The following is an 18,097-nucleotide window of genomic DNA, read 5'->3' as shown; positions in this document are numbered from 1 at the left end:
CGGTGCTTTTCAGTGTGGGAACGGGACCCGGGGGCGGGGGTCGATCTCGTCGCGGAACCGTTCGATGAGATGGCTGACCTGGAGCATGTCGTCGGTGCCCCGGATCCGGTCCAGGTAGAGCGACCGGGCCGCCAGGCCGGGCAGGTCGAAGGTGAAGTACATGGCCATCAGCGGGTTCACGAACAGTGGCGTCCCGGTGGTGCGGCCGTCCAGCGGCACGTCCCCGCAGGCGCCGGTCAGAGCCGCGGCGATCTGGCCGTTGACGATGCTGGACCGGCCGGGCGTGCTCGCCCGCGCGTGCTCGACGGCGTCACGGTAGAGGGCCGCCTCCCGGCCGTGCGACGGCACCGTGAACGCGCCCAGGTAGTGGCCGTCCCGGTCGAGGGCGGCGATGTTCTCCAGCACCTGCACGTGGTTGACGCCGTGGTAGGCGTCGATGCCGAACCCGATCGACGCCACCAGCCTGGTCGGCACCGGGGTGGCGGCCACCGCGGCGAGGCTCGTCGCGTCCTCGACCGGGGTGCCCAGGGCGGCCTCGTCGCCGCGCATCAGGATGTCGGTGCCGCCGTCGACCAGGATGATCGCGTCCAGGTCGAGCCGTTTCGCCAGCCTGCGGTAGGCGGCTCGCAGGGGGCGTACGCCGGTGCGGGGAAAGGCGTGGACCGTGGACGGCAGGGCGTGCCGGGCCAGCCAGCGGGCCAGGGTCCGCTCCGGGAAGTAGTCCTCCGGGCCGACGGTGTCGGCGGTGATCGCCGCCACCCCGGGTTCCCGCCAGACGGTCCTGTCGAGGGCGTGCAGGTTCACGATCGAGAGGCTGCCGAAGTGGACCGTCCGGCCGGTGCTCTGCAGGGCCAGGGCCAGTGGTAGTCCGGCGTAGACGTCGAACCCGCCGCCGGCGCCCGCGATCAGGACACGGCGCGCGCCGGACAGTGCTTCGAAGAACGGCAGTCGCCACACGTACCCATGATCGTGACTGCCGGCGTGTCACGCACCCGAATATGGCTTCCCGGGCGTCAGGCGGCCATGGGGCGCGGCCGCGTCTTCGGTGGTGTCAGGGCGACGACCGGCGCGTGTGCCGGGGTTGCCTGCTCAGGGCCGCCCGGCTGTGGGGTGGTGTCGATGACGGTCGCGCCGTGGGCTCGCGCCCACTCGGTGACGAAGTCCTCCGGCTCGGCGGGGGTGGTGGCCAGTACCGCGGTGAGCGCGTGGTGCAGCGAGCGCATCGCGGCAGCGGTCATCGGTATCTCGGTGGTGTCGTGGTCGCCGACCAGCAACCGGAAAGGGTGGATCGTGTCGGTGGTGGGCTCGACCCGGACCAGGGGGAATCCGGCCTGCTGCCCCGGCGTGACGGGCCGCGGCCGGTGGGTTCGGCCGGTGCTGTGCTGCGGGTCCATGACATCCCCTCCCGGGTTCCCGGCCCTGTCAGCCGGTCCTGCGAAAGAGCATCTGACCCGTGTGGTGCGGCCGTCGGTCCAGCAGGGTTGCCCGCCGGTTGTCTCCTCCTTTCGACCGGTCCAGCCCACACCCTCTAGGGCATCCTAGGAAGATAGGTTGAAGGCCCTTCGATAGAGTGCCGGCTATGGGAGCGCTGCGGCTGGAGCCGATGACCCACGAGCAGTTCCGGTCCTACCGGGAGGAGACGGTCCGCTCCTACGCCGCCGATCTGGAAGGCACCGGCCTCACGCCGCAGGACGCTCTGGCCCAGGCAGAAGAGAGCACCGCCACCCTGCTGCCGGACGGACTGGCGACACCCGGCCACCACCTGTGGACCGGATGGGACGGCGACCTCGAGGCCGGCGTGCTGTGGATGCGCATCCGCAGCGAGGCCGACGGTCCGCACGCGTTCATCTTCGACTTCTTCATCCACGAGACGGTCCGCCGCAAGGGGTACGGCCGGGAGCTGATGCGGGCGGCCGAGGCCCGGTGCCGGGAGCTCGGCGTCGTGTCGATCGGGCTGCACGTCTTCGCCCACAACCCGGGCGCCCACGCCCTGTACGAGCAGATGGGTTTCCGGGACACGTCGTACAACATGGCCAAGAGCCTGCGACCGTGACGGCCGGGCTCGACGACGTCCCGTGGGACCGGCTCCATCACGCGTACGGTGTCGCCGACGACGTGCCGGACATGCTGCGGGCGCTGCGTGACCCCGATCCGGAGGTACGCGGCGACGCCCTCGGTGGACTGCACGCCACCGTCCTGCATCAGGGCACCCGGTTCCAGGCCAGCCAGGCGGTGGTGCCGTTCCTCGTCGCGTTGATCGACGATCCGGCGACCCCCGGCCGGGGCGACCTGCTGCGGTTGCTCACCGGCCTGGCGATCGGCGACCGGCGCGACGACCGGCTGCCGTTCGACCCGGCCACCGAACTCACGGCGGCCGCCCGGCTCGACGGCGCGGACACGGCCGATCTGGTACGGCGCTTCCACGAGGAGCAGGACGCGGACGACTTCTCCGACGAGGAGTTCGAGCTGATGAACCTGCTGGCCGCCCGATGGGAGGACGACTGCTACCACCGGGCGGCCGCCTTCCAGGACGTCATCGTCTCCTGGATCGGCGACCCGGAGTCCACCGTGGCGGCGCGGGCGGCGGCCCTGGCAGCGTGGTTCCCGCTGAACGCCGCGACCGTGAGCGCGTGGCTGGCCGTCCCGGCGGGGCGGGAGCAGCCGCGGGCCAGCGCCAACCTGGCCCTCGCCCACGTCCGCCTCGAGGATCCCCGGATCGACCGTCTGCTCGACGGTCTCCTCGACACCGAACCCCGTGATCCCGGGATCGTCACGGTCACGGCGGCGGTCGCCACGGCGTACCGGAAAGGCGAAGCCCTCTCCCCCGCGGCCTTGACCGTGCTGATCGAGACCGCCCACCGCGACCCGATCGGCGAGGCGACCGGCTGGAGCCGCGCCTTGCGCGGTTTCGTGATGCTGGCCCTGCACCGCCTCGGCCTGCACATCTGAGGCCCCGTCGCCCGGCGGCGAGTGCCTCAGCCGTCCTAGGAGGACAGGTTGGTTCGGGTCAGCCCAGAGCCAACCGGCGCAGGCCGGCCGCGTCGAGCCGGTCCTGTTCGGTGGGAGTGACCGGGGCGCGGCCGGTGGCCTTGCGGATCACCGTGAGCGGGTCCCGGCCGAGGGCGGCGACCGACTCACGCCAGGGTGGGCCGAACAGCATGCCGAGCACCTTCTCCCCCGCCGGGCCGGTGAGCCACGGCGGCACGCCGGCGGCGTCGGCCACGTCGAGTCCGTGGATGCCTGCCTCCACGATCCGGGTGAGCAGGAAGTCGCCGAGCAGCATCGCGTCACCGTGGCGGGTTCGCACGAGCCGGTCGCCGGGTTCGGGAGAACAGGCGGCGCGCACCTGCGCGGCGACGTCGGCGAGGCGGGTGGGAAGGTCGCCGGTGACGGCCTGGGCGGCGCGTACCCGCTCGGCGTTGGTCTCGGCGCCGAAGCGGTCGTCGGCGCGGTAGTAGCCGGTCGTGCTCACCTCGGCGGTCGCGGGCGCGTCCGCGGCGACCATCACCGGCACGCGGCCGAGCACCGTGATCACATGCCCGACGACGTCGCGGACGGTCCAGGGTTCGCAGCGGGTGGGCCGCTCCCACGCCCCGCGTGGAAGGGCACGCAACGCCCGTACGAAGGCGTCGCACTCGGCGTCCAGCGCCGTCAGCACCGAGATGATCATGGGTTGAGCAGCATACCGGTCCAGGGTGGTCACTCGGCGTTGAGCAGCATGCGGGCGTAGTGGGTCTGGTAGCGGTCCAGGGCGGGCTCGACGTCGGTGGTGGCGACCCGCTCGATGGAGTCGAAGACCCGGCGGTAGCTGCGGACGATGCGGCGGCCGCGGGAGACCATGCTGGTGGTGAAGAGGTCGACCAGGACGCAGCGGTCGTCGGCGAGGTAGAAGCCGTGGTAGGGCGCGATGGGCCACTCGGCGTCGTCGGGGACGAGCCGCAGGGTCACGTTCGGGTAGGCGGCGACCTCGCGGATTCGGCCGATCTGGGCGATCATCTCGGCGGGGCTGCCGATCCGGTTGCGCAGGACCGCTTCGGTGATCAGGAAGACGAAGGCGCGGTCCGGCAGGAGCAGGATCTGGTTGCGGTGCATGCGGGCGGTGACCGCCTCGGAGACCGCGACCGCGGAGTCGGCGACCCGGGCGTCGTCCAGCTCGGTGTGCAGGTCGGACATGACGGCCCGGGCGTACTCGCTGGTCTGGAGCAGGCCGGGCACGACCGCGGGCTGGAAGACGCGGTGTTCCATGGTGGAGACCTCGAGCTGGCGCAGGTCGCGCTGGCGTTCGGCGAGGCCGAGGTGGGCGGGCCGCCAGTCGGTGAGCCGGTTGTCGGCGTGTTCGGCGCGGGTGACGAGCTGGTCGACCTCGTCGGGCGGGAGGCCGAGCTCCTCGGCGAGCAGGCGTACGTCGGCGGGTTCGGCGGCGACGGCGCCGGTCTCCAGCCGGGAGATCTTGGCCTGGCTCATCCCGACGCGTTCGCCGAGGGCCTGGCCGGGGATCCGCTTGCTCTTGCGCAACCGGGCGAGGACGACGCCGACGGGTTCGTCGGTGGCCTGGCCCGAGGGGTCGGACGAGCCGCTCATCGGATGCACCTTTCTGGTTGGCAAGGGTACCCGAGTGGGATCCTCGGCTCGAGTGAGAAGGGTCTGATCGGGAACGCGGGTACGTCGCCTGCTACGACGGTGCTGGCCCGGACCGTGCCCGCACCTTCTGGTGGGCTAATCCCGGCGCTCGCCGAACTGTCCGGCCCTCGGGCCCGACGCGGAATCCAACACCGGCTAAGCGCCTGCCTCCGAAGTCTTGTCTGTAACCGTCGGAGAGCCGGGGTGAGGTTCTGGGTGTTGGTGCGGTAGCGGAAGAAGGCGTGGGCCCGGCGGACGCGGTCGGCCATGGTGGCGGGTGCGATGTTGGCGACCTTCTGTTTCAGGGCGGCCCAGATTCGTTCGGCGGGTTGTCCTGCAGGTCGAGGTGGGTTTCACCTTCGGCGAGTACGACCGCGCTGGCGGGGAGAGCGGCGACGTGCTGGCGAATGTCGGCGCAGATCTGGTCGTGGTCGGGGTCGCTCTTGGCGATCAGTCGGGGTCGTGACCAGCGGGCTTGTTCGCGGACGTGGTGAGGCTGATCTTCGGCCGGCCGAAGGCTCGCCAAAGGCGGGCGGTGGTCCAGGCTTTCGGGGTCTGCAGGAGCCGGTGGATGCGTTCGCCGAGACGTGGACTGCCTTTGCGGGGCAGGCCCGCTGCGGGGCCGGTCGGGCCTTCGGTCTGGTGGCGGGCGATCCATCGGCGCACGGTGGCCGGGTCGTAGTGCAGCAGGTCGGCGATCTCGGCGGCCAGCCATCCCACGGCGGAGAGCACGACGATCATCATGCGGGTGGCGGTGCGCCAGGGTCCGTGCAGGGCGGAAATCAGTTCGGTGTGTTGCTCGGCCGGGATCCGGGCGTAGACGTGCGCAGGGCGCATACTGGCGGTGACCTCGTCGGGGTTTCGGTCTTGTGCGGAAACCTGATCCGAACCCACGACGAGGTTTTTCTATCGCTATGTCCCTATAACCGAGCGCGCTCGCCCGACGACGCCGTTACGCGCAGAACCTCTTGGCTACGCGCTTAGTACGGCAGCCGCCGTTCGTGAGGTGACCTCGGATCCCGCGGGAACGAGGACGGCCACCGCATGATCGTCTGTGCGTTGTGGACACAACATCAGACCTTGCGGTGGCCGAGAGCCACAGCGTAGAGCCTGCCCAGTGGCGACGAACCATCGACCTGGTCATCGACTCGTTCGCCGGCCGGTTCTGCCGGGTAGAGCCTCGCCGGGCGGCGGGCGGGTTCGTCACCGGACTGCTCGCCGACCTGGAGATTAAGACCTGCTGGCAGGTCGCTGAGCAGGCCGGACATGCCCGGCCGGATGCGATGCAAAGGTTGCTCTACCGGGCCAAGTGGGACGCCGACGCGGTGCGTGACGACGTGCGTCAGGTCGTCGTCGACCGGCTCGGTGACCCCGACGGTGTCCTCGTCGTCGACGAGACCGGCGATCTGAAGAAGGGCGTGCACTCGGTCGGTGTCCAGCGTCAATACACCGGAACCGCTGGGCGGATCGAGAACGCGCAGGTCGGAGTGTTCCTGGCCTATGCGAGCAGACACGGTCACGCCCTGATCGACCGCAGGATCTACTTGCCGAAGTCCTGGACCGACGACCGCGGGCGGTGCGAGCAGGCCGGGATCCCGGAAAAGATCACGTTCGCCACCAGGTCCGAGCTGGCCGACGACATGATCACCGCCGCCGTGAATGCCCTGGTCCCGGCCCGGTGGGTCGCCGCGGACGAGGCGTACGGCAACAACACCCGACTCCGCAGTGAGCTGCGCGAACTCCGCCTTGGTTACGTCCTGGCGGTCTCCTGCGATCACCTCGTGCCGATCGACAGCGGGAAAATCCGCTGCCGCGCTGACCGGCTGGCTGCCGATCTGCCCGCCACCGGCTGGACCCGGCGCAGCGCCGGCGAGGGCTCGAAAGGCCCACGGTTCTACGACTGGGCCTGGCTGGCCGACGTCGGCGCTGACGGTGATCCCGACGACGACGGCCGGCACAGCCTGCTGATCCGCCGCAACAACACCACCGGTGAGCTGGCCTTCTACCGCTGCTGGGCACCGGGCCCGGTCACACTCGCCCAGCTGGTCCGCGTGGCCGGAGTTCGGTGGATCGTGGAAGAGAGTTTTCAGGCCGGAAAAGGGCAGGTCGGGCTGGACCAGCACCAGGTCCGCCGCTGGACGTCCTGGCACCGGTTCACCACCCTTGCCCTGGCAGCGCTCGCGGTCCTCGCGATCTGTACCGCCGACGCCCGATCGGCGGACCGTCCCGCTCAGCCCGACATGATCGACCTGACCGTCAACGAGATCCGCCGCCTGATCAACGTCCTACTGATTCGGCCGACGCGCAGCATCGCCTACCGTTTGCGCTGGTCACATTGGCGACGCCGCCACCAAGCACGAGCCAGACGAGCTCACTACGCCCGCCGCCTCACCCTCGAACTCCAGCCATGATCACGAATGGCGGCTGCCGTATTAGCCGTCCGAAGCGATGATCCGCCGGCTACCGCAACCCTGGACAGGAGCCTGCTCACATCGCCGCAGCCAACCCCATCCCGCCTGGGACAGCGCCCACCTGCTGAACTCCTGGGAATCATCTGATGACTTTGCCGGGGTGCAAACGGCAGGGATCCCGGACCCGAGTCAGGACGACGCAACGGCACCATCGGTGGGCGTGGCCTCCTGCTCACAATGTACGCGGATCCGGTGCAATTCAGTGACCGGCACGTCCTGCACACCATCGTTGTCCGCAAAACGGGCCAGTTCTTCATCGAAAATACGACCGACTGTCCGCATACCTGCGGAAGTGCGCGACTGGACCCAGATGATCCTCGCGAATGACCACCACTCGCGAGCGACCGTGTTACCGTAGATCTCTGGGGCGTATTCTATCCTCAAATCGTCCTCGGAAATCTCGCCGGCCTCGTACATAAGCAGCCAATACCTGGCTCGGTAGGTGAGGAACAGCCACTGCTGCAATTTTCGGGAATCCTCAACCGAGGCAGCCCCATAACACGCCATCAGAGGGTCCGCGTTCGTCATGGCTAGGTTCAGGACCTCGGCCTGCATGGACCGGAGAATCTGATGCTGCATCAGGCCGTACTGCCGGGCTTGCATGGAAACGGACACGGAGACCACGAGCAGGGCGATCGCCGAGAGAAAGGCCGATGCGAATCCGTAGGACTGGCCGACATCGCTGAGATGGTTCCAGGTTTCCGGCGAGTGGGCTCCGATGTACCCCAACAGGAAGGGTGACATCATGAAGCCCGCTAAAAGCAAAAATGCCATGAGGATGATCGCTAGGTTCCGTCTGGGCCGCCGACCGTGAATTTTGATCACGATGCCTCCATCATCATCGATACCTAACTTCACGGTAAGGTGTGGAATCAACACCAAGAATCAACGCCTGGAATCACCGATTCACGGTGCCGCGCTTGCTGCCGAGAGCAACTTCAGCGGCCTCTTCCCCAAAATGATCACGAGGGGCATTCTGAGGGCATGCACACCTCGAAGAAGTCCACATATTCCCGACATAAAAAATTATCCGGTTATATTGTCCGAATAAACCTATTCACCCCCGGCGGGCGCGTTGCGGCCGGGAGTGGGCAGGGGCTCGCGGGTCCGGTAGCCACGGCTCACGTAGCCCGTACCGGAAACGGGTCTTAAGGGTTTTTCCCTGACAGTGATTGATTTGAATGCGTGAGAGAGTGCGGAGGTCCTGTCTCCTCGTCGGAAGGACCTCCCGTGCGACGACTCGCCGTGCGTGTCACCGCCGCGCTTGCTCTCGTCTCCGCTGTCGCCGTCGCGCCGCAAGCGGCGTCCGCGAGCGGTACGGCGCCACCGTTCTCCTGGTCGGCGTGCACCGAGCCGCTGCTGATCGGGTTCGACTGTGCCACCTACGAGGTGCCGCTGGATCATGACAGGCCGCGTGGGGCGACCACCACGATCGCGCTGTCGCGGCGGCCGGCCGGGGATCCGGCACACCGGATCGGCACCATCTTCGTCAATCCCGGTGGGCCGGGCGGCGCCGGGCGCAACATGGTGCGTGCCGCGGCCCGGATCGCGTCGCCGGAGGTGCTCGCCCGGTTCGACCTGGTCGGGTTTGATCCGCGCGGGATCGGGGGGAGTGACCCGATTCAGTGTTTCGCGACCGACGCCGAGGCCGAGGCGCTGTTCGCGCGGATGACCGGCGTGCCGATCACCCGGGAGCAGATCGCGGGCACGCTGGCGGCCAACCGGGATTACACCGCGGCCTGCGCGGACAACATCGGGCCGCTGCTGGGGCACATGAGCACGCTCAACGTGGCGAAGGACCTCGATCTGCTGCGGCAGGGCGCCGGGGACGACCGGCTGACCTACATCGGGTACTCCTACGGGACGCTGATCGGCGCGACCTACGCCAACCTGTTCCCGACGAGGGTGCGGGCGGTCATCCTGGACGGCAACGTCGACCCGGATCAGCGGACCAACCACCGGCTTGCGAACAAGTTCGAGCGGGCCGGTGGGTTCGAGATCGCCCTGGACGGGTTCCTTTCCGAGTGCGACAAGGCCGGGGCCGCGTGCGCGCTCTCCGGTGGCGCGCGGGCGAAGTTCGACCGGCTGCGGGACCGGCTCCGGGAAGGGCCGGTGGAGATCCCGGGCCTGGGGACGATCACCCTCGACGACCTGACCGGGTTCACCGGGCAGATTCTCTACAACGTGGCGAGCTTCCCGGACGCCGCGCAGCAGATCCAGGAGGTCTACGACCTGGTCTTCGGTGACCCGGACGCGCTGCGGGCCGCCGGGGTCGAGCTGCCCTCGGCCCCGCCGGCGCGGGGCTGGCTCTCCGACGACGCCTACAGCTACACCAGCACCGACGCGTCGTTCGCGGTGAACTGCGTGGACGCTCCGCTGCCGCGGAACCCGGCGCTCTATCCCGGGTTCGCGGCGGCCTTCGAGAAGGCCCATCCGACGTTCGGCCGGGCGGAGGCCTTCAGCGAGGTCGGCTGCGCCACCTGGCCGAAGATCACCGAGGCGTACGACGGGCCGTGGAACCGCCGGACCGCGAAGACGGTCCTGGTCGTGAACCCGACCTACGACCCGGCGACCCGGCTCGACTTCGCGGTCCGGATGACCCGTCAGCTCGGTAACGCACGGTTGCTGACGCTCGACGGCTTCGGTCACACCAGCAACTACAGCGCGTGTGTTACCAGCTGGTATACCCGTTATCTGCTTGATGGCGACCTCCCTCCGAAGGGCACCAGGTGCGCTCAGGACCGGGTTCCCTTCCCGGTTGTCTGAGATCCGACGGCGCCGGTGCCGACCCAGGCGGTCGGTACCGGCGGACCCGCATGTCACACTGCACCGGCTACCTTGATCGAAAGGCCGGTACGTGTCCTCGTTCGATGACCTGTTCGCCCAGCATGTCGCCACCGGCATGGCTCGGCAGCTCGCGCTCGCCGACCTGCTCGGCGAGCGTGGCTGGCAGCTCGACCTGAATGCGGGCATGGTGACGTTCGGCAACGATCTTCGCTACCCCATCCAGCTGCTGGGCACGGAGAGTCACACGGACGGCACCTGGTTGTGGGCGTGGGCCAATCAGAGCGCCGGCGTCTCCCCGCACCTGCTGGAACTCGCCGGGTGGCTGCGCGAACACGGGCGCATCCACAACATCCGCGAGTTCACCGAACCGGCGCTGCGCCTGGACCGCACCGACGGCCACCGCATCGCGCTGGTCGCCTCCGGCCTGACCGGGCGTTCCTACTACCGTGGCGCCTACCAGGGCGGCGCGATCTTCTTCCACCTCGAGAACCTTCCTTCCCGGGTACGCGGAGCGGTCCCGCCCGAGCGCACCTTCGCCGTCCTCGGACAGGTGTTGCAGGCCTTCGCGGTCGACCATCGGACGGTCGTGGTGTCCTTCCTCAAGCAGCAGGGCTGGCGGGTCGACGACACCCCCGGCGGCGTGGTGGGCCGGCACCCGGACAACTCGACGGTTCGTGTCAGCTTCGACCACCTGGGCCGGGTCAGTGACCTGACCGGTCAGGTGCAGCCCCGCTGAACCACGGGGCGAGCGCCGCGTCGACCGCCTCCTGAACCGCCCGTTGCACGACGGCCGGATCGTCGCGACGCTCCGCACGCTCCAGCAGCACCTGCAGGGCGCCGGTCACCGCGCCCACGAACGCCCCGGTCAACGCGGCCGCCCGCACCTCGTCCAGCCGCTCCGGGAAGGCCGCCGCCAGATGCGCGGCGATCTGCCGCTGCGCGTCCAGCTGGATCCGCAACGACAGCCCCTGCACGGCGGGGACCTCGCGGATCAGCCGCAGCCGCAGCGCCGCCAGGCGGCCGCTCATGTCGTCGCTGTCGTCGCCGACCCGGCGCAGCGCCCGCAGCAGCACCTCGGCCGGGCCGTCCTCCGGGGTGCGCCGGTCGATCGCCTCGAGGGCGGCGTGCACCCGATCGTCGGACTCCGGGAAGACCAGGTGTTCCTTACCTGGGAAGTAGCTGAAGAACGTGCGGGTGCCGATCTCCGCCCCGGCCGCGATCTGCGCGACCGTCGTCTCGTCATAGCCCTGCCGCTCGAACAGCTCGGCCGCCACCTCGACCAGAGCCTGCCGGGTGCGGGCGCGTTTGCGATCACGAAGAGACGCCATGCCGCCATTATGCACCCATCGCAAATCTGCACGCGTTGCAGAATTGCACTCGATGCGGCTAACGTCGTGGACATGAAGGCACTCATCTCCGGGGCCGGAGTGGCCGGCCCGACTCTGGCGTTCTGGCTGGTCCGGCACGGCTGGCAGGTGACTCTCGTGGAGCGGGCCGCCGGGCTGCGCTCCGGCGGCAACCCGGTCGACGTCCGCGGGCCCGCGGTGGCCGTCGCCGAACGGATGGGCATCCTGCCCCGGCTGCGGGCGGCCGCCACCCACGCGAGCGCCATGCGGGTCCTCGATCCCCGTGGGCGGCCGATCGCCCGGATCGCCATGCCCAGCCGGGGCGGCGAGGTCGAGATCCCCCGCAGCGATCTCGCGACGATCCTCGCCGAAGCGGTGCGCGACGACGCCGAGCTGATCCTCGACGACACCATCACCGCGATGAGCCAGGAGCCGGGCGGGGTGGAGGTGACCTTCGAGAGGGCCGCACCACGACGGTTCGACCTGGTCGTCGGTGCCGACGGGCTGCATTCGACGGTGCGGCGGCTCGCGTTCGGGCCGGAGTCACGGTTCGTGCGGCCGATCGGGCTCGGGGTGGCGACCGTGCCGCTCGGCGAGCCCGCCGAGAATCCGGATGAGGTGCTGCTGTTCAACACGCCCGGGCGGCTGGTGTCGATCCATCCGGCGCGCGGGTCGGCGGTCGCCGCGTTCATCTTCCGCAGCGAGCGGATCAGCCGGGAGGGGCTGGCCGCGGCCTATGCGGGGGCCGGCTGGCGGGTGCCCGCGCTGCTGGAGCTGGCGGTGGGCAGCGACGAGCTGTTCCTCGACTCGGTCAGCCGGGTCAGCCTGCCCGCTTGGAGCAGCGGGCGGGTCACGCTGCTCGGGGATGCGGCCTCCAGTCTGTCCCTGCTCGGCGACGGGTCGACGCTCGCGATGACGGCGGCGCACACGCTGGCGCACGCCCTCGCCGGCAGCCCGGGCCGGGTGGAGGAGGCGCTGCGCGGTTACGAGACCGAGCACCGGAAGCTGGTCATGCCCAAGCAGCGGCGCGTCGGGCTGGCCGCCGGCATGCTCGTCCCCGCCACCCGGCTCGGCCTGACGACCCGCAACGTCGCCGCCCGCTGGATGGGCCGGGCGGCATGAGCTCCCGGCTATCGTGTCCGGGTGAGCACCCGCGATGCGCCGGCGAGGATCGGCGACCTGCCACCGATCGGGCGGCCCGCCAACAGCGCCCTGCTGGCCGCCGGCATCACCACCCTCGCCCAGGTGGCCACCCATCGGCCGGCCGAGCTGCTGGCGATGCACGGGGTCGGGCCGAAAGCGATCCGTCTGCTGTCCGAGGCCCTCACCGGGCACGGCCTGACCTGGGCCGGCGAGTAGGTCACCGCGAACCGGCGAACCACGGGTCGCCGTCGCCGGCCCGAGCGAGCGCCAGGCAGCGCGCCTGGTGGGCGGGCAGCGGCGGCACCGAGTCCGGCGCGAACCAGCCGACCTCGACGGACTCGTCGTCATTGACCCGGGGCGTGCCGGCGACGGGCCGGCACCGGAACCCGATGGCCAGCCAGTGGACCTGATCGCCGTTGGGGGCGGTGGACAACTCCAGCGCCTCGACCGACAGCAGCCGCTCGGCCTCCACCACGACACCGGTCTCCTCGAAGACCTCGCGCCGGGCACCGTCGGCCGGCTGCTCGCCGGGCTCCAGACAGCCCGTGGTGAGAGCCCACTCCCCGTTGTCGGAGCGGCGGACCAGCAGCACCCGGCCCCGCTCGTCGAGGACCACGGCGATGACCCCGCTCAGCGGCAGCGGGGCGTGACCGATCTTGGTGCGCAGGGCGACGACGAACTCGGGTACGGGCATGCGAGCGGCCTACCGTTTCGGTATGAGAGTTGCTTTCGATTTCGAGCAGTACGCCCTGCGCGTCCACGAAGGACCATGCTTCGTCTGTGCCTTCGTGGACGGCCACGAGGACTATCGGCACCACACGGTGTATGAGGACGACGACACCATCGCGTTCCTCAGCCGCCATCCGGTTCAACTCGGGTACTGCCTGGTGGCCCCGAAGCGACACGTCGAAAGCTGGATCCACGACATGGCGGAGCCCGAGTTCCTTCGCTTCCAGAGTGTGGTGCACAGAGTGGCTCTCGCCGTGGCCGCCACCGTGCCGACCGAACGGATGTACTCGCTGAGCCTGGGCAGTCAGCAGGGCAACGCGCACCTGCACTGGCATCTCGCCGCGTTGCCACCCGGCGTGCCGTACCACCAGCAACAGTTCCATGCCGTGATGGCGGAGAACGGCGTCCTGCCGGTCGACGACGCGTCCCAGCGGGCGCTGGCTCAACGGATTCGACGACATCTCTGACGGGCGCTATCCGATCATGAGGGCCGGTGGGGTCTCGGTGGTGCTGCTGTAGTTGCTGACCGCGTACCGGCCGGGAAGCAGGCGCAGGTCGGTGTGCAACGGGTAGTTGATCCAGCCGCCGACCGGGACCTCGATGACGACGGAGCCGTCCACCGGGTCCAGGGTGTGCAGGACGCCGAGATAGGTGAGCGCCACGAAACGGTTGGCGTCGGCCGCCGCGCCGATGATCTGTTCCGGCAGTGGGGTGACCCACAGTCGGCGACCGTCGGCCAGCGAGAACGCGGCCACCCGGTCCTCCTCGGAGCCGCCCGCGGGCCGCGCCGGGACGATCAGGGTGTCGCCGACGACGGCCAGGGCGCGGACCCGGGCCGCCGGGTAGGGGATGAACCCGGGGTAGGCGCCGGGAATCTGGGCGGGACCGACGTCCAGGTCCTGCTGGGACAGCGGGATGCTCGCCCGGCGGTTGCCGTGGGCGTCGAACGACAGCACCGCGTCCGCGGTCCGGGTGCCGTCGTCGGTGGTCCGCACCACCAGCGGTGTCGTGGACAGCACCACGGTGGCCTTGTTGTTGCCGGCCCTCGCCACCAGGGCGTCGTCGGGGTGCATCCGCAGCGGCACCTGGAACCGGACCAGCCCGGACGCCGGGTCGGCCATCACGAGCCGGGCGGCGGCGTCGGGACAGGCGGAGATCAGCACCGCGTCGTCATCGGCGGCGGTCACCGAGTAACCGGCGCACGTGGCGGGCGCCGCCTGGCGCCACCTCAGTTTGTTGTCGCGCAGGCCGACCGCCGCGAACCCGGTCCCCTCCTTGAACACGACGGTGTCGCGCGCGATGCCGACCTCGTCGTCGACGGCCGACACCGATGTCCCGCTGGCGCCGAGGGCCCGGGTCCGCCGCCACAGGGTCTTGCCGGTGGTCAGGTCGACGGCGACGAGGGTGTCGCAGATCAGGCCGTCCTCGTCGGCGCCGAACCCGAGGATGCCGATGCCGTCCGAGGTGCCGCGGCTCATCGTGCACATCTCCTGCCGGGCGGGCGGCTGGAAGGTCCACACCTCCCGCCCGGTGGCCCCGTCGTAGGCGGTGACCAGGTCCTCGCGGGCCCGGATCAGCGTGCCGCCGTGCACCCAGGTGCCGACGGCCTGCACATCGGACGGCCGGTCCGGGCCGGCCTGCCATTGGATGACCAGGTCACGGCCGTCCAATGGCAGGTTGGCCGGCGGGGCGCCGGGCGCACGCGCGACCAGCACGGTGGCGATCACCACGGCGACGACCGTCGCGGCGGCCGCGACGAGTCTCCAGGGCTGCCGTCGGCGGGCCGGCGCGGGCGGGGCGAGGGCCACGTCGGCGCGCCGTCCGGTTCCGGTACGGGTGGCGAGGTCGGCCGAGATCGCGTCGAGGTCCCCGTACCGGGAAGCGCCGGTGACCGCGCCCGTCAGATCGGCGTGGTCGCCGCTGCCGATCAGCCCGGCAGCGAGATCGCGGTCCAGACGGGCGACGAGCCGGGCCCGGTCCGCCTCGGTGACGAACAGCCGCTCCCGTTCGGACGGCGGCCCGGCGACGCCGTCCATCGCCTTCGTCAGCTGCCGGTAGGTGACCGCCTCGGCGACCTCGGCACGGCGGTCCGCGTGCTCGCCGGCGGTCAGCACGCCGTCGGCGAGGGCGTCGCCGAGCCAGGTGACCGCGTTGCGGCGGTCCGTGGCCCGCACGCGCAGCCGGTTGGTCCAGTCGCGGACGCCGGGCCGGTCCGGCAGGTCGGCCACCAGGGCGGCCAGCGTCTGCGGATCCTTGGCGGCCTGTGCCGTACCGGTGCGGGTCTCGTGTTCGGCGGCGTCGAGGCGGCCCTCGGCCAGCGCGATGTCGAGGAGATCGGCGGTGTGCTGCCGGTCGGCGTGCGAGGCGCGCGGGAGGTCGGTCACGGCCGTCGATACTAGAAGATCAACGCCATTCTGGTACGGAGTCAGGTCCGCTGGTTGCGCCGGTACACCACCCGCCACGTCTCGGTGTCGTCGCCAGGGGTGTCCGACCAGGGCGGGATCTCGCCGCCGGCGGCCGCGGTGAGGAAGCTGTCCGGCTGGAGCAGGCCGTCCTGCCAGGTGGCGAGCTGCCGGGTCAGGGTCTGGTGGGTGAGCGGATGCCACTCCCACAGCCAGGAGATCATGTCGTCGGCGCGCTGCTGTTCGCGGCCCGGCGTGACTCTGGCGAACAGGTGGGTGAACTCGGCGAACGCGTCCGGGTCGCCCAACTGGGCGGTCATGGCGACGGCCTGGGCGCCGAGGACGACGGCGGTCCGTTCGGCGAGGCGGGCCCGGTTGACCGCGGTCTCCGGGACGCCGGCGCGGGACAGCAGTGTTCCGTACAGGCCGGGGTGCAGGGCCGGGATGGTGCGCGGCCGGTTGGCGACGACCAGCTGGTTGATCTGTTTGGCGAGGGCGCCGGCCTCGGCGCGGTTCTCGAAGTGCAGTCGCAGGCTCATCCGGTCGAGCACCAGCACCGCGTAGTGCTTGCCGTTCTCGACGGTCGCGCCGGGGACCTCGGCGATTCCGGTCTCCCGAACCAGGATCTCGCCGCCGCGGGTCATGGTGAGCAGCCGTTCCTCGGTGACGACGATCGTCCAGAGGCATTCGAGGTCGTCGACGGTCACGGCCACGATCCGCTCGCCCGGCCGCACTGCCTTGTGGACGCCGTCCTGCCCTTTGGCAAGGGCCTTGCGGGCGCGGCGGTGGCTGGTGGCGAGCACATCGGCGAGGGCCGGATCCAGCTCGGCGGTTCGGAACAGTCCCACGAGGCCTCCAGTACGTGAGTGGCATTCCTCGTGTACTGGCGGACGGGCGGGCCTACCTGTGCAGTGGATCCCAGTGGGCGGCGTAGCGCAGCAGGGAGCGGGCCAGGTCGGGCTGCGCGGCAGCCCACCGGGTGTCGAAGAGAAGGAGCTGGTCGTAGCCGAAGAAGCTGTCGATGTAGCGGGCCGCCTGTGCGAGGTGTGGGCTCGTGTCGGTCCGCGACTCGGCTGCCGCAGTCTCGGGCAGCCGTCGCAGGATCTGCTCGTGGTCCGGAGCCGCCCAGCCCGGGCCCGACAGATCGTAGCCACCGAGCGCCGCGTATCGGCGCATCGCCGGGACCATGTCCGTCTCGCCGGGGCCGACGAGGGACCGGACGAGGCGGGCATCGTCGGTCCAGCCGGCCGCTGTGGTGTCGTCGGTGCCGGTCAGGTGGGTGGCGAGGTCCGGCAGCAGCACGCCGGGGAAGACGATCGCGCCGTGCAGGTCCAGGTTCCGGTCGCGGTGGCCGATCTGCTTCCAGCAGTTGCGGACCGCGAAGACGGCATCGGGTCCGGACACGGGGCTGACGGCCCGGACCGGCACCGTGTGGGTGAAGGCCGTGCCGGGCGCAGCGGCGCCGGTGGGCAGCGGCCAGGTGTCGTGCAGCAGGTAGGCGATGCGGTCCGCCGCGCCGGTGACCAGCGCGTCGTCGAGGAAGTAGTAGGCGAGGTCCACTTCGTCGTCATCGGTGCGCACCCGCAGCGAGAGCTCGTCGAGCTGGATGAAGTTCTCGTCGTCGTCGCCCTCCACCCAGAGGTGTTCGAGCAGCAGCTCCCGCAGCTCGTCGGTGGTCGCCGGGCACGGCAGGTCGTGTTCCGCGATCGCTTCGAAGATCGTCTCGAAGCCGTACGCGCCGCCGTCGAGTTCGGTGTCGATCAGCGTCTCCGGGTTCTCGTGGTGCCAGGCACGCTGGAACCAGCCGAGAACCGTCGTGCCGGGCACGTGGTGGACGTGTTTGCTGTAAGGAGAATCCCCGCGCCAGCGGACGACGAAATACACCGGCTGAGCTTAGATGTGCCGATGGGGATCTCCTACGTCCTGATGCACAGTCCGTCGGTGGGGCCGCTGACCTGGGCTCCGGTCGCTGAGCGGCTGCCCGGGTCGATCGTGCCGTCGCTGCTGCACGTCGGTGGGGAGGGGCCGCCGTTCTGGCCCGCCGTCGCGAGGGCGGTGGCGTCCGGGGTGGAGCGCCTGCCCGTGGGCGACGAGGTGGTTCTGGTGGCGCACAGCAACGCCGGGCTGTTCGTGCCGGTGGTGGTGGGCGCGCTCACCCGTACCGTCAAGGCTTGTGTCTTCGTCGACGCGGCCCTGCCTGCCCGCGGAAGCGCGACCGAGGTCGCCTCGCCCGGGTTTCTGGAGGTCTTGCGAGGCAAGGCCGATGCGGACGGTGTGCTGCCGGCGTGGACCGACTGGTGGGACGACGCGGACGTGGCGCCGATGTTCCCCGACCCGGTGACCCGGCGGATGGTGGAGAAGGAGCAGCCGCGGCTGCCGTTGAGCTACTACGAGCAGCGGATTCCGGTTCCCGAGGGGTGGGATCGACGGCCGTGCGGGTATGTGCTGTTCGCCGAGCCCTACGAGGAGGTCGCGGCGGACGCCCGGGGGCGGGGCTGGCCGGTCGAGCATCTGCCGGGGCTGCATCTGCATCAACTGGTGGATCCGGACGGTGTCGCGGCGGCGGTCCGGAAGCTGTCACATTCGGCGTAGCGGTGGT

At 70.4% G+C, this 18,097-nt stretch carries 19 protein-coding genes and 1 pseudogene; 9 read left to right on the top strand and 11 right to left on the bottom strand.

Annotated elements, in window-relative coordinates:
- Positions 1-9: 9 nt before the first annotated feature.
- The gene (locus BJ964_RS34770; protein ID WP_188124600.1) at positions 10-957 is read right to left on the bottom strand and encodes a DUF1152 domain-containing protein; all 948 of its coding nucleotides are present in this window, start codon (positions 955-957) and stop codon (positions 10-12) included.
- A 56-nt stretch (positions 958-1,013) separates the two neighbouring features.
- A complete protein-coding gene (locus tag BJ964_RS34765) occupies positions 1,014-1,394 on the bottom strand; it encodes a hypothetical protein (protein WP_188124599.1) in 381 nt (126 codons plus the stop codon).
- A gap of 185 nt (positions 1,395-1,579) precedes the next feature.
- Here BJ964_RS34765 and BJ964_RS34760 point away from each other — a divergent pair, with 185 nt between their 5' ends.
- Positions 1,580-2,053, top strand: a complete 474-nt coding sequence (locus BJ964_RS34760; RefSeq protein ID WP_188124598.1) for a GNAT family N-acetyltransferase — start codon at positions 1,580-1,582, stop codon at positions 2,051-2,053.
- Positions 2,050-2,949 (top strand): hypothetical protein, encoded by a 900-nt coding sequence (locus tag BJ964_RS34755; RefSeq protein WP_188124597.1) that lies wholly within the window; start codon positions 2,050-2,052, stop codon positions 2,947-2,949. Before BJ964_RS34760 ends, BJ964_RS34755 begins: the two co-directional genes overlap by 4 nt.
- A gap of 58 nt (positions 2,950-3,007) precedes the next feature.
- Here the strand turns inward: BJ964_RS34755 and BJ964_RS34750 are convergent, their stop codons facing one another.
- From BJ964_RS34750 to BJ964_RS49305, 3 genes and pseudogenes are all read right to left on the bottom strand, one after another.
- The gene (locus tag BJ964_RS34750; RefSeq protein ID WP_188124596.1) at positions 3,008-3,670 is read right to left on the bottom strand and encodes a maleylpyruvate isomerase N-terminal domain-containing protein; all 663 of its coding nucleotides are present in this window, start codon (positions 3,668-3,670) and stop codon (positions 3,008-3,010) included.
- A 29-nt stretch (positions 3,671-3,699) separates the two neighbouring features.
- Positions 3,700-4,581, bottom strand: a complete 882-nt coding sequence (locus BJ964_RS34745; RefSeq protein ID WP_188124595.1) for a helix-turn-helix domain-containing protein — start codon at positions 4,579-4,581, stop codon at positions 3,700-3,702.
- A gap of 236 nt (positions 4,582-4,817) precedes the next feature.
- Positions 4,818-5,457, bottom strand: a pseudogene (locus BJ964_RS49305) (helix-turn-helix domain-containing protein); the annotation flags it as partial.
- 248 nt (positions 5,458-5,705) lie between these two features.
- Between BJ964_RS49305 and BJ964_RS34735 the strand changes: the two are divergent.
- Positions 5,706-7,031, top strand: a complete 1,326-nt coding sequence (locus tag BJ964_RS34735) for an IS701 family transposase (RefSeq protein ID WP_456049055.1) — start codon at positions 5,706-5,708, stop codon at positions 7,029-7,031.
- 189 nt (positions 7,032-7,220) lie between these two features.
- Here BJ964_RS34735 and BJ964_RS34730 read toward each other — a convergent pair whose 3' ends face one another.
- Positions 7,221-7,970: a DUF6082 family protein gene (locus BJ964_RS34730; protein ID WP_188124594.1), complete on the bottom strand. Its 750-nt coding sequence runs from the start codon at positions 7,968-7,970 to the stop codon at positions 7,221-7,223.
- A 351-nt stretch (positions 7,971-8,321) separates the two neighbouring features.
- On the opposite strand from BJ964_RS34730, the gene BJ964_RS34725 reads away from it, so the two are divergent.
- Both BJ964_RS34725 and BJ964_RS34720 read left to right on the top strand, forming a co-directional pair.
- Positions 8,322-9,857: an alpha/beta hydrolase gene (locus BJ964_RS34725; RefSeq protein ID WP_188124593.1), complete on the top strand. Its 1,536-nt coding sequence runs from the start codon at positions 8,322-8,324 to the stop codon at positions 9,855-9,857.
- Positions 9,858-9,948: 91 nt separating this feature from the next.
- On the top strand, positions 9,949-10,614 hold the full coding sequence (locus tag BJ964_RS34720) for a DUF6882 domain-containing protein (RefSeq protein ID WP_188124592.1): 666 nt from the start codon (positions 9,949-9,951) through the stop codon (positions 10,612-10,614).
- On the opposite strand, the gene BJ964_RS34715 is transcribed toward BJ964_RS34720, so the two are convergent.
- Positions 10,580-11,206, bottom strand: a complete 627-nt coding sequence (locus tag BJ964_RS34715) for a TetR family transcriptional regulator (RefSeq protein WP_188124591.1) — start codon at positions 11,204-11,206, stop codon at positions 10,580-10,582. The genes BJ964_RS34720 and BJ964_RS34715 overlap by 35 nt on opposite strands.
- Before the next feature lie 72 nt (positions 11,207-11,278).
- Between BJ964_RS34715 and BJ964_RS34710 the strand changes: the two genes are divergently transcribed.
- Together BJ964_RS34710 and BJ964_RS34705 are read left to right on the top strand one after the other, a co-directional pair.
- Positions 11,279-12,346: an FAD-dependent monooxygenase gene (locus BJ964_RS34710; RefSeq protein ID WP_229807460.1), complete on the top strand. Its 1,068-nt coding sequence runs from the start codon at positions 11,279-11,281 to the stop codon at positions 12,344-12,346.
- A 21-nt stretch (positions 12,347-12,367) separates the two neighbouring features.
- Positions 12,368-12,583: a helix-hairpin-helix domain-containing protein gene (locus BJ964_RS34705; RefSeq protein WP_188124589.1), complete on the top strand. Its 216-nt coding sequence runs from the start codon at positions 12,368-12,370 to the stop codon at positions 12,581-12,583.
- Position 12,584: 1 nt separating this feature from the next.
- Here the strand turns inward: BJ964_RS34705 and BJ964_RS34700 are convergent, their stop codons facing one another.
- On the bottom strand, positions 12,585-13,061 hold the full coding sequence (locus BJ964_RS34700) for an NUDIX hydrolase (protein WP_188124588.1): 477 nt from the start codon (positions 13,059-13,061) through the stop codon (positions 12,585-12,587).
- Between the two features lie 22 nt (positions 13,062-13,083).
- On the opposite strand from BJ964_RS34700, the gene BJ964_RS34695 reads away from it, so the two are divergent.
- Entirely contained in the window at positions 13,084-13,563 is a 480-nt protein-coding gene (locus tag BJ964_RS34695) for an HIT family protein (RefSeq protein WP_188124587.1), read from the top strand.
- A gap of 6 nt (positions 13,564-13,569) precedes the next feature.
- On the opposite strand, the gene BJ964_RS34690 is transcribed toward BJ964_RS34695, so the two are convergent.
- The 3 genes from BJ964_RS34690 to BJ964_RS34685 are packed head-to-tail and all read right to left on the bottom strand — an operon-like array spanning position 13,570 to position 17,382.
- Complete coding sequence (locus BJ964_RS34690; RefSeq protein ID WP_203832941.1) at positions 13,570-15,480, bottom strand: DUF1707 domain-containing protein; 1,911 nt, start codon at positions 15,478-15,480, stop codon at positions 13,570-13,572.
- A gap of 41 nt (positions 15,481-15,521) precedes the next feature.
- Complete coding sequence (locus BJ964_RS47495; protein WP_203832942.1) at positions 15,522-16,346, bottom strand: hypothetical protein; 825 nt, start codon at positions 16,344-16,346, stop codon at positions 15,522-15,524.
- 52 nt (positions 16,347-16,398) lie between these two features.
- Positions 16,399-17,382 (bottom strand): hypothetical protein, encoded by a 984-nt coding sequence (locus BJ964_RS34685; RefSeq protein ID WP_188124585.1) that lies wholly within the window; start codon positions 17,380-17,382, stop codon positions 16,399-16,401.
- 21 nt (positions 17,383-17,403) lie between these two features.
- Between BJ964_RS34685 and BJ964_RS34680 the strand changes: the two genes are divergently transcribed.
- The gene (locus BJ964_RS34680; RefSeq protein WP_188124584.1) at positions 17,404-18,090 is read left to right on the top strand and encodes an alpha/beta hydrolase; all 687 of its coding nucleotides are present in this window, start codon (positions 17,404-17,406) and stop codon (positions 18,088-18,090) included.
- Positions 18,091-18,097 lie beyond the last annotated feature (7 nt).

The organism is Actinoplanes lobatus (assembly GCF_014205215.1).
Lineage (GTDB): Bacteria > Actinomycetota > Actinomycetes > Mycobacteriales > Micromonosporaceae > Actinoplanes > Actinoplanes lobatus.
Note: the sequence above shows the minus strand (reverse complement) of the source record. Positions and strands in the feature narration are given on the sequence as shown.

Excerpts from the sequence above, each read along its gene's own strand:
- BJ964_RS34765 (WP_188124599.1), bottom strand. The coding sequence starts at position 1,394 with ATGGACCCGCAGCACAGCACCGGCCGAACCCACCGGCCGCGGCCCGTC.
- BJ964_RS34760 (WP_188124598.1), top strand. The coding sequence starts at position 1,580 with ATGGGAGCGCTGCGGCTGGAGCCGATGACCCACGAGCAGTTCCGGTCC.
- BJ964_RS34750 (WP_188124596.1), bottom strand. The coding sequence starts at position 3,670 with ATGATCATCTCGGTGCTGACGGCGCTGGACGCCGAGTGCGACGCCTTC.
- BJ964_RS34745 (WP_188124595.1), bottom strand. The coding sequence starts at position 4,581 with ATGAGCGGCTCGTCCGACCCCTCGGGCCAGGCCACCGACGAACCCGTC.
- BJ964_RS34715 (WP_188124591.1), bottom strand. The coding sequence starts at position 11,206 with ATGGCGTCTCTTCGTGATCGCAAACGCGCCCGCACCCGGCAGGCTCTG.
- BJ964_RS34710 (WP_229807460.1), top strand. The coding sequence starts at position 11,279 with ATGAAGGCACTCATCTCCGGGGCCGGAGTGGCCGGCCCGACTCTGGCG.
- BJ964_RS34700 (WP_188124588.1), bottom strand. The coding sequence starts at position 13,061 with ATGCCCGTACCCGAGTTCGTCGTCGCCCTGCGCACCAAGATCGGTCAC.
- BJ964_RS34695 (WP_188124587.1), top strand. The coding sequence starts at position 13,084 with ATGAGAGTTGCTTTCGATTTCGAGCAGTACGCCCTGCGCGTCCACGAA.
- BJ964_RS34680 (WP_188124584.1), top strand. The coding sequence starts at position 17,404 with ATGGGGATCTCCTACGTCCTGATGCACAGTCCGTCGGTGGGGCCGCTG.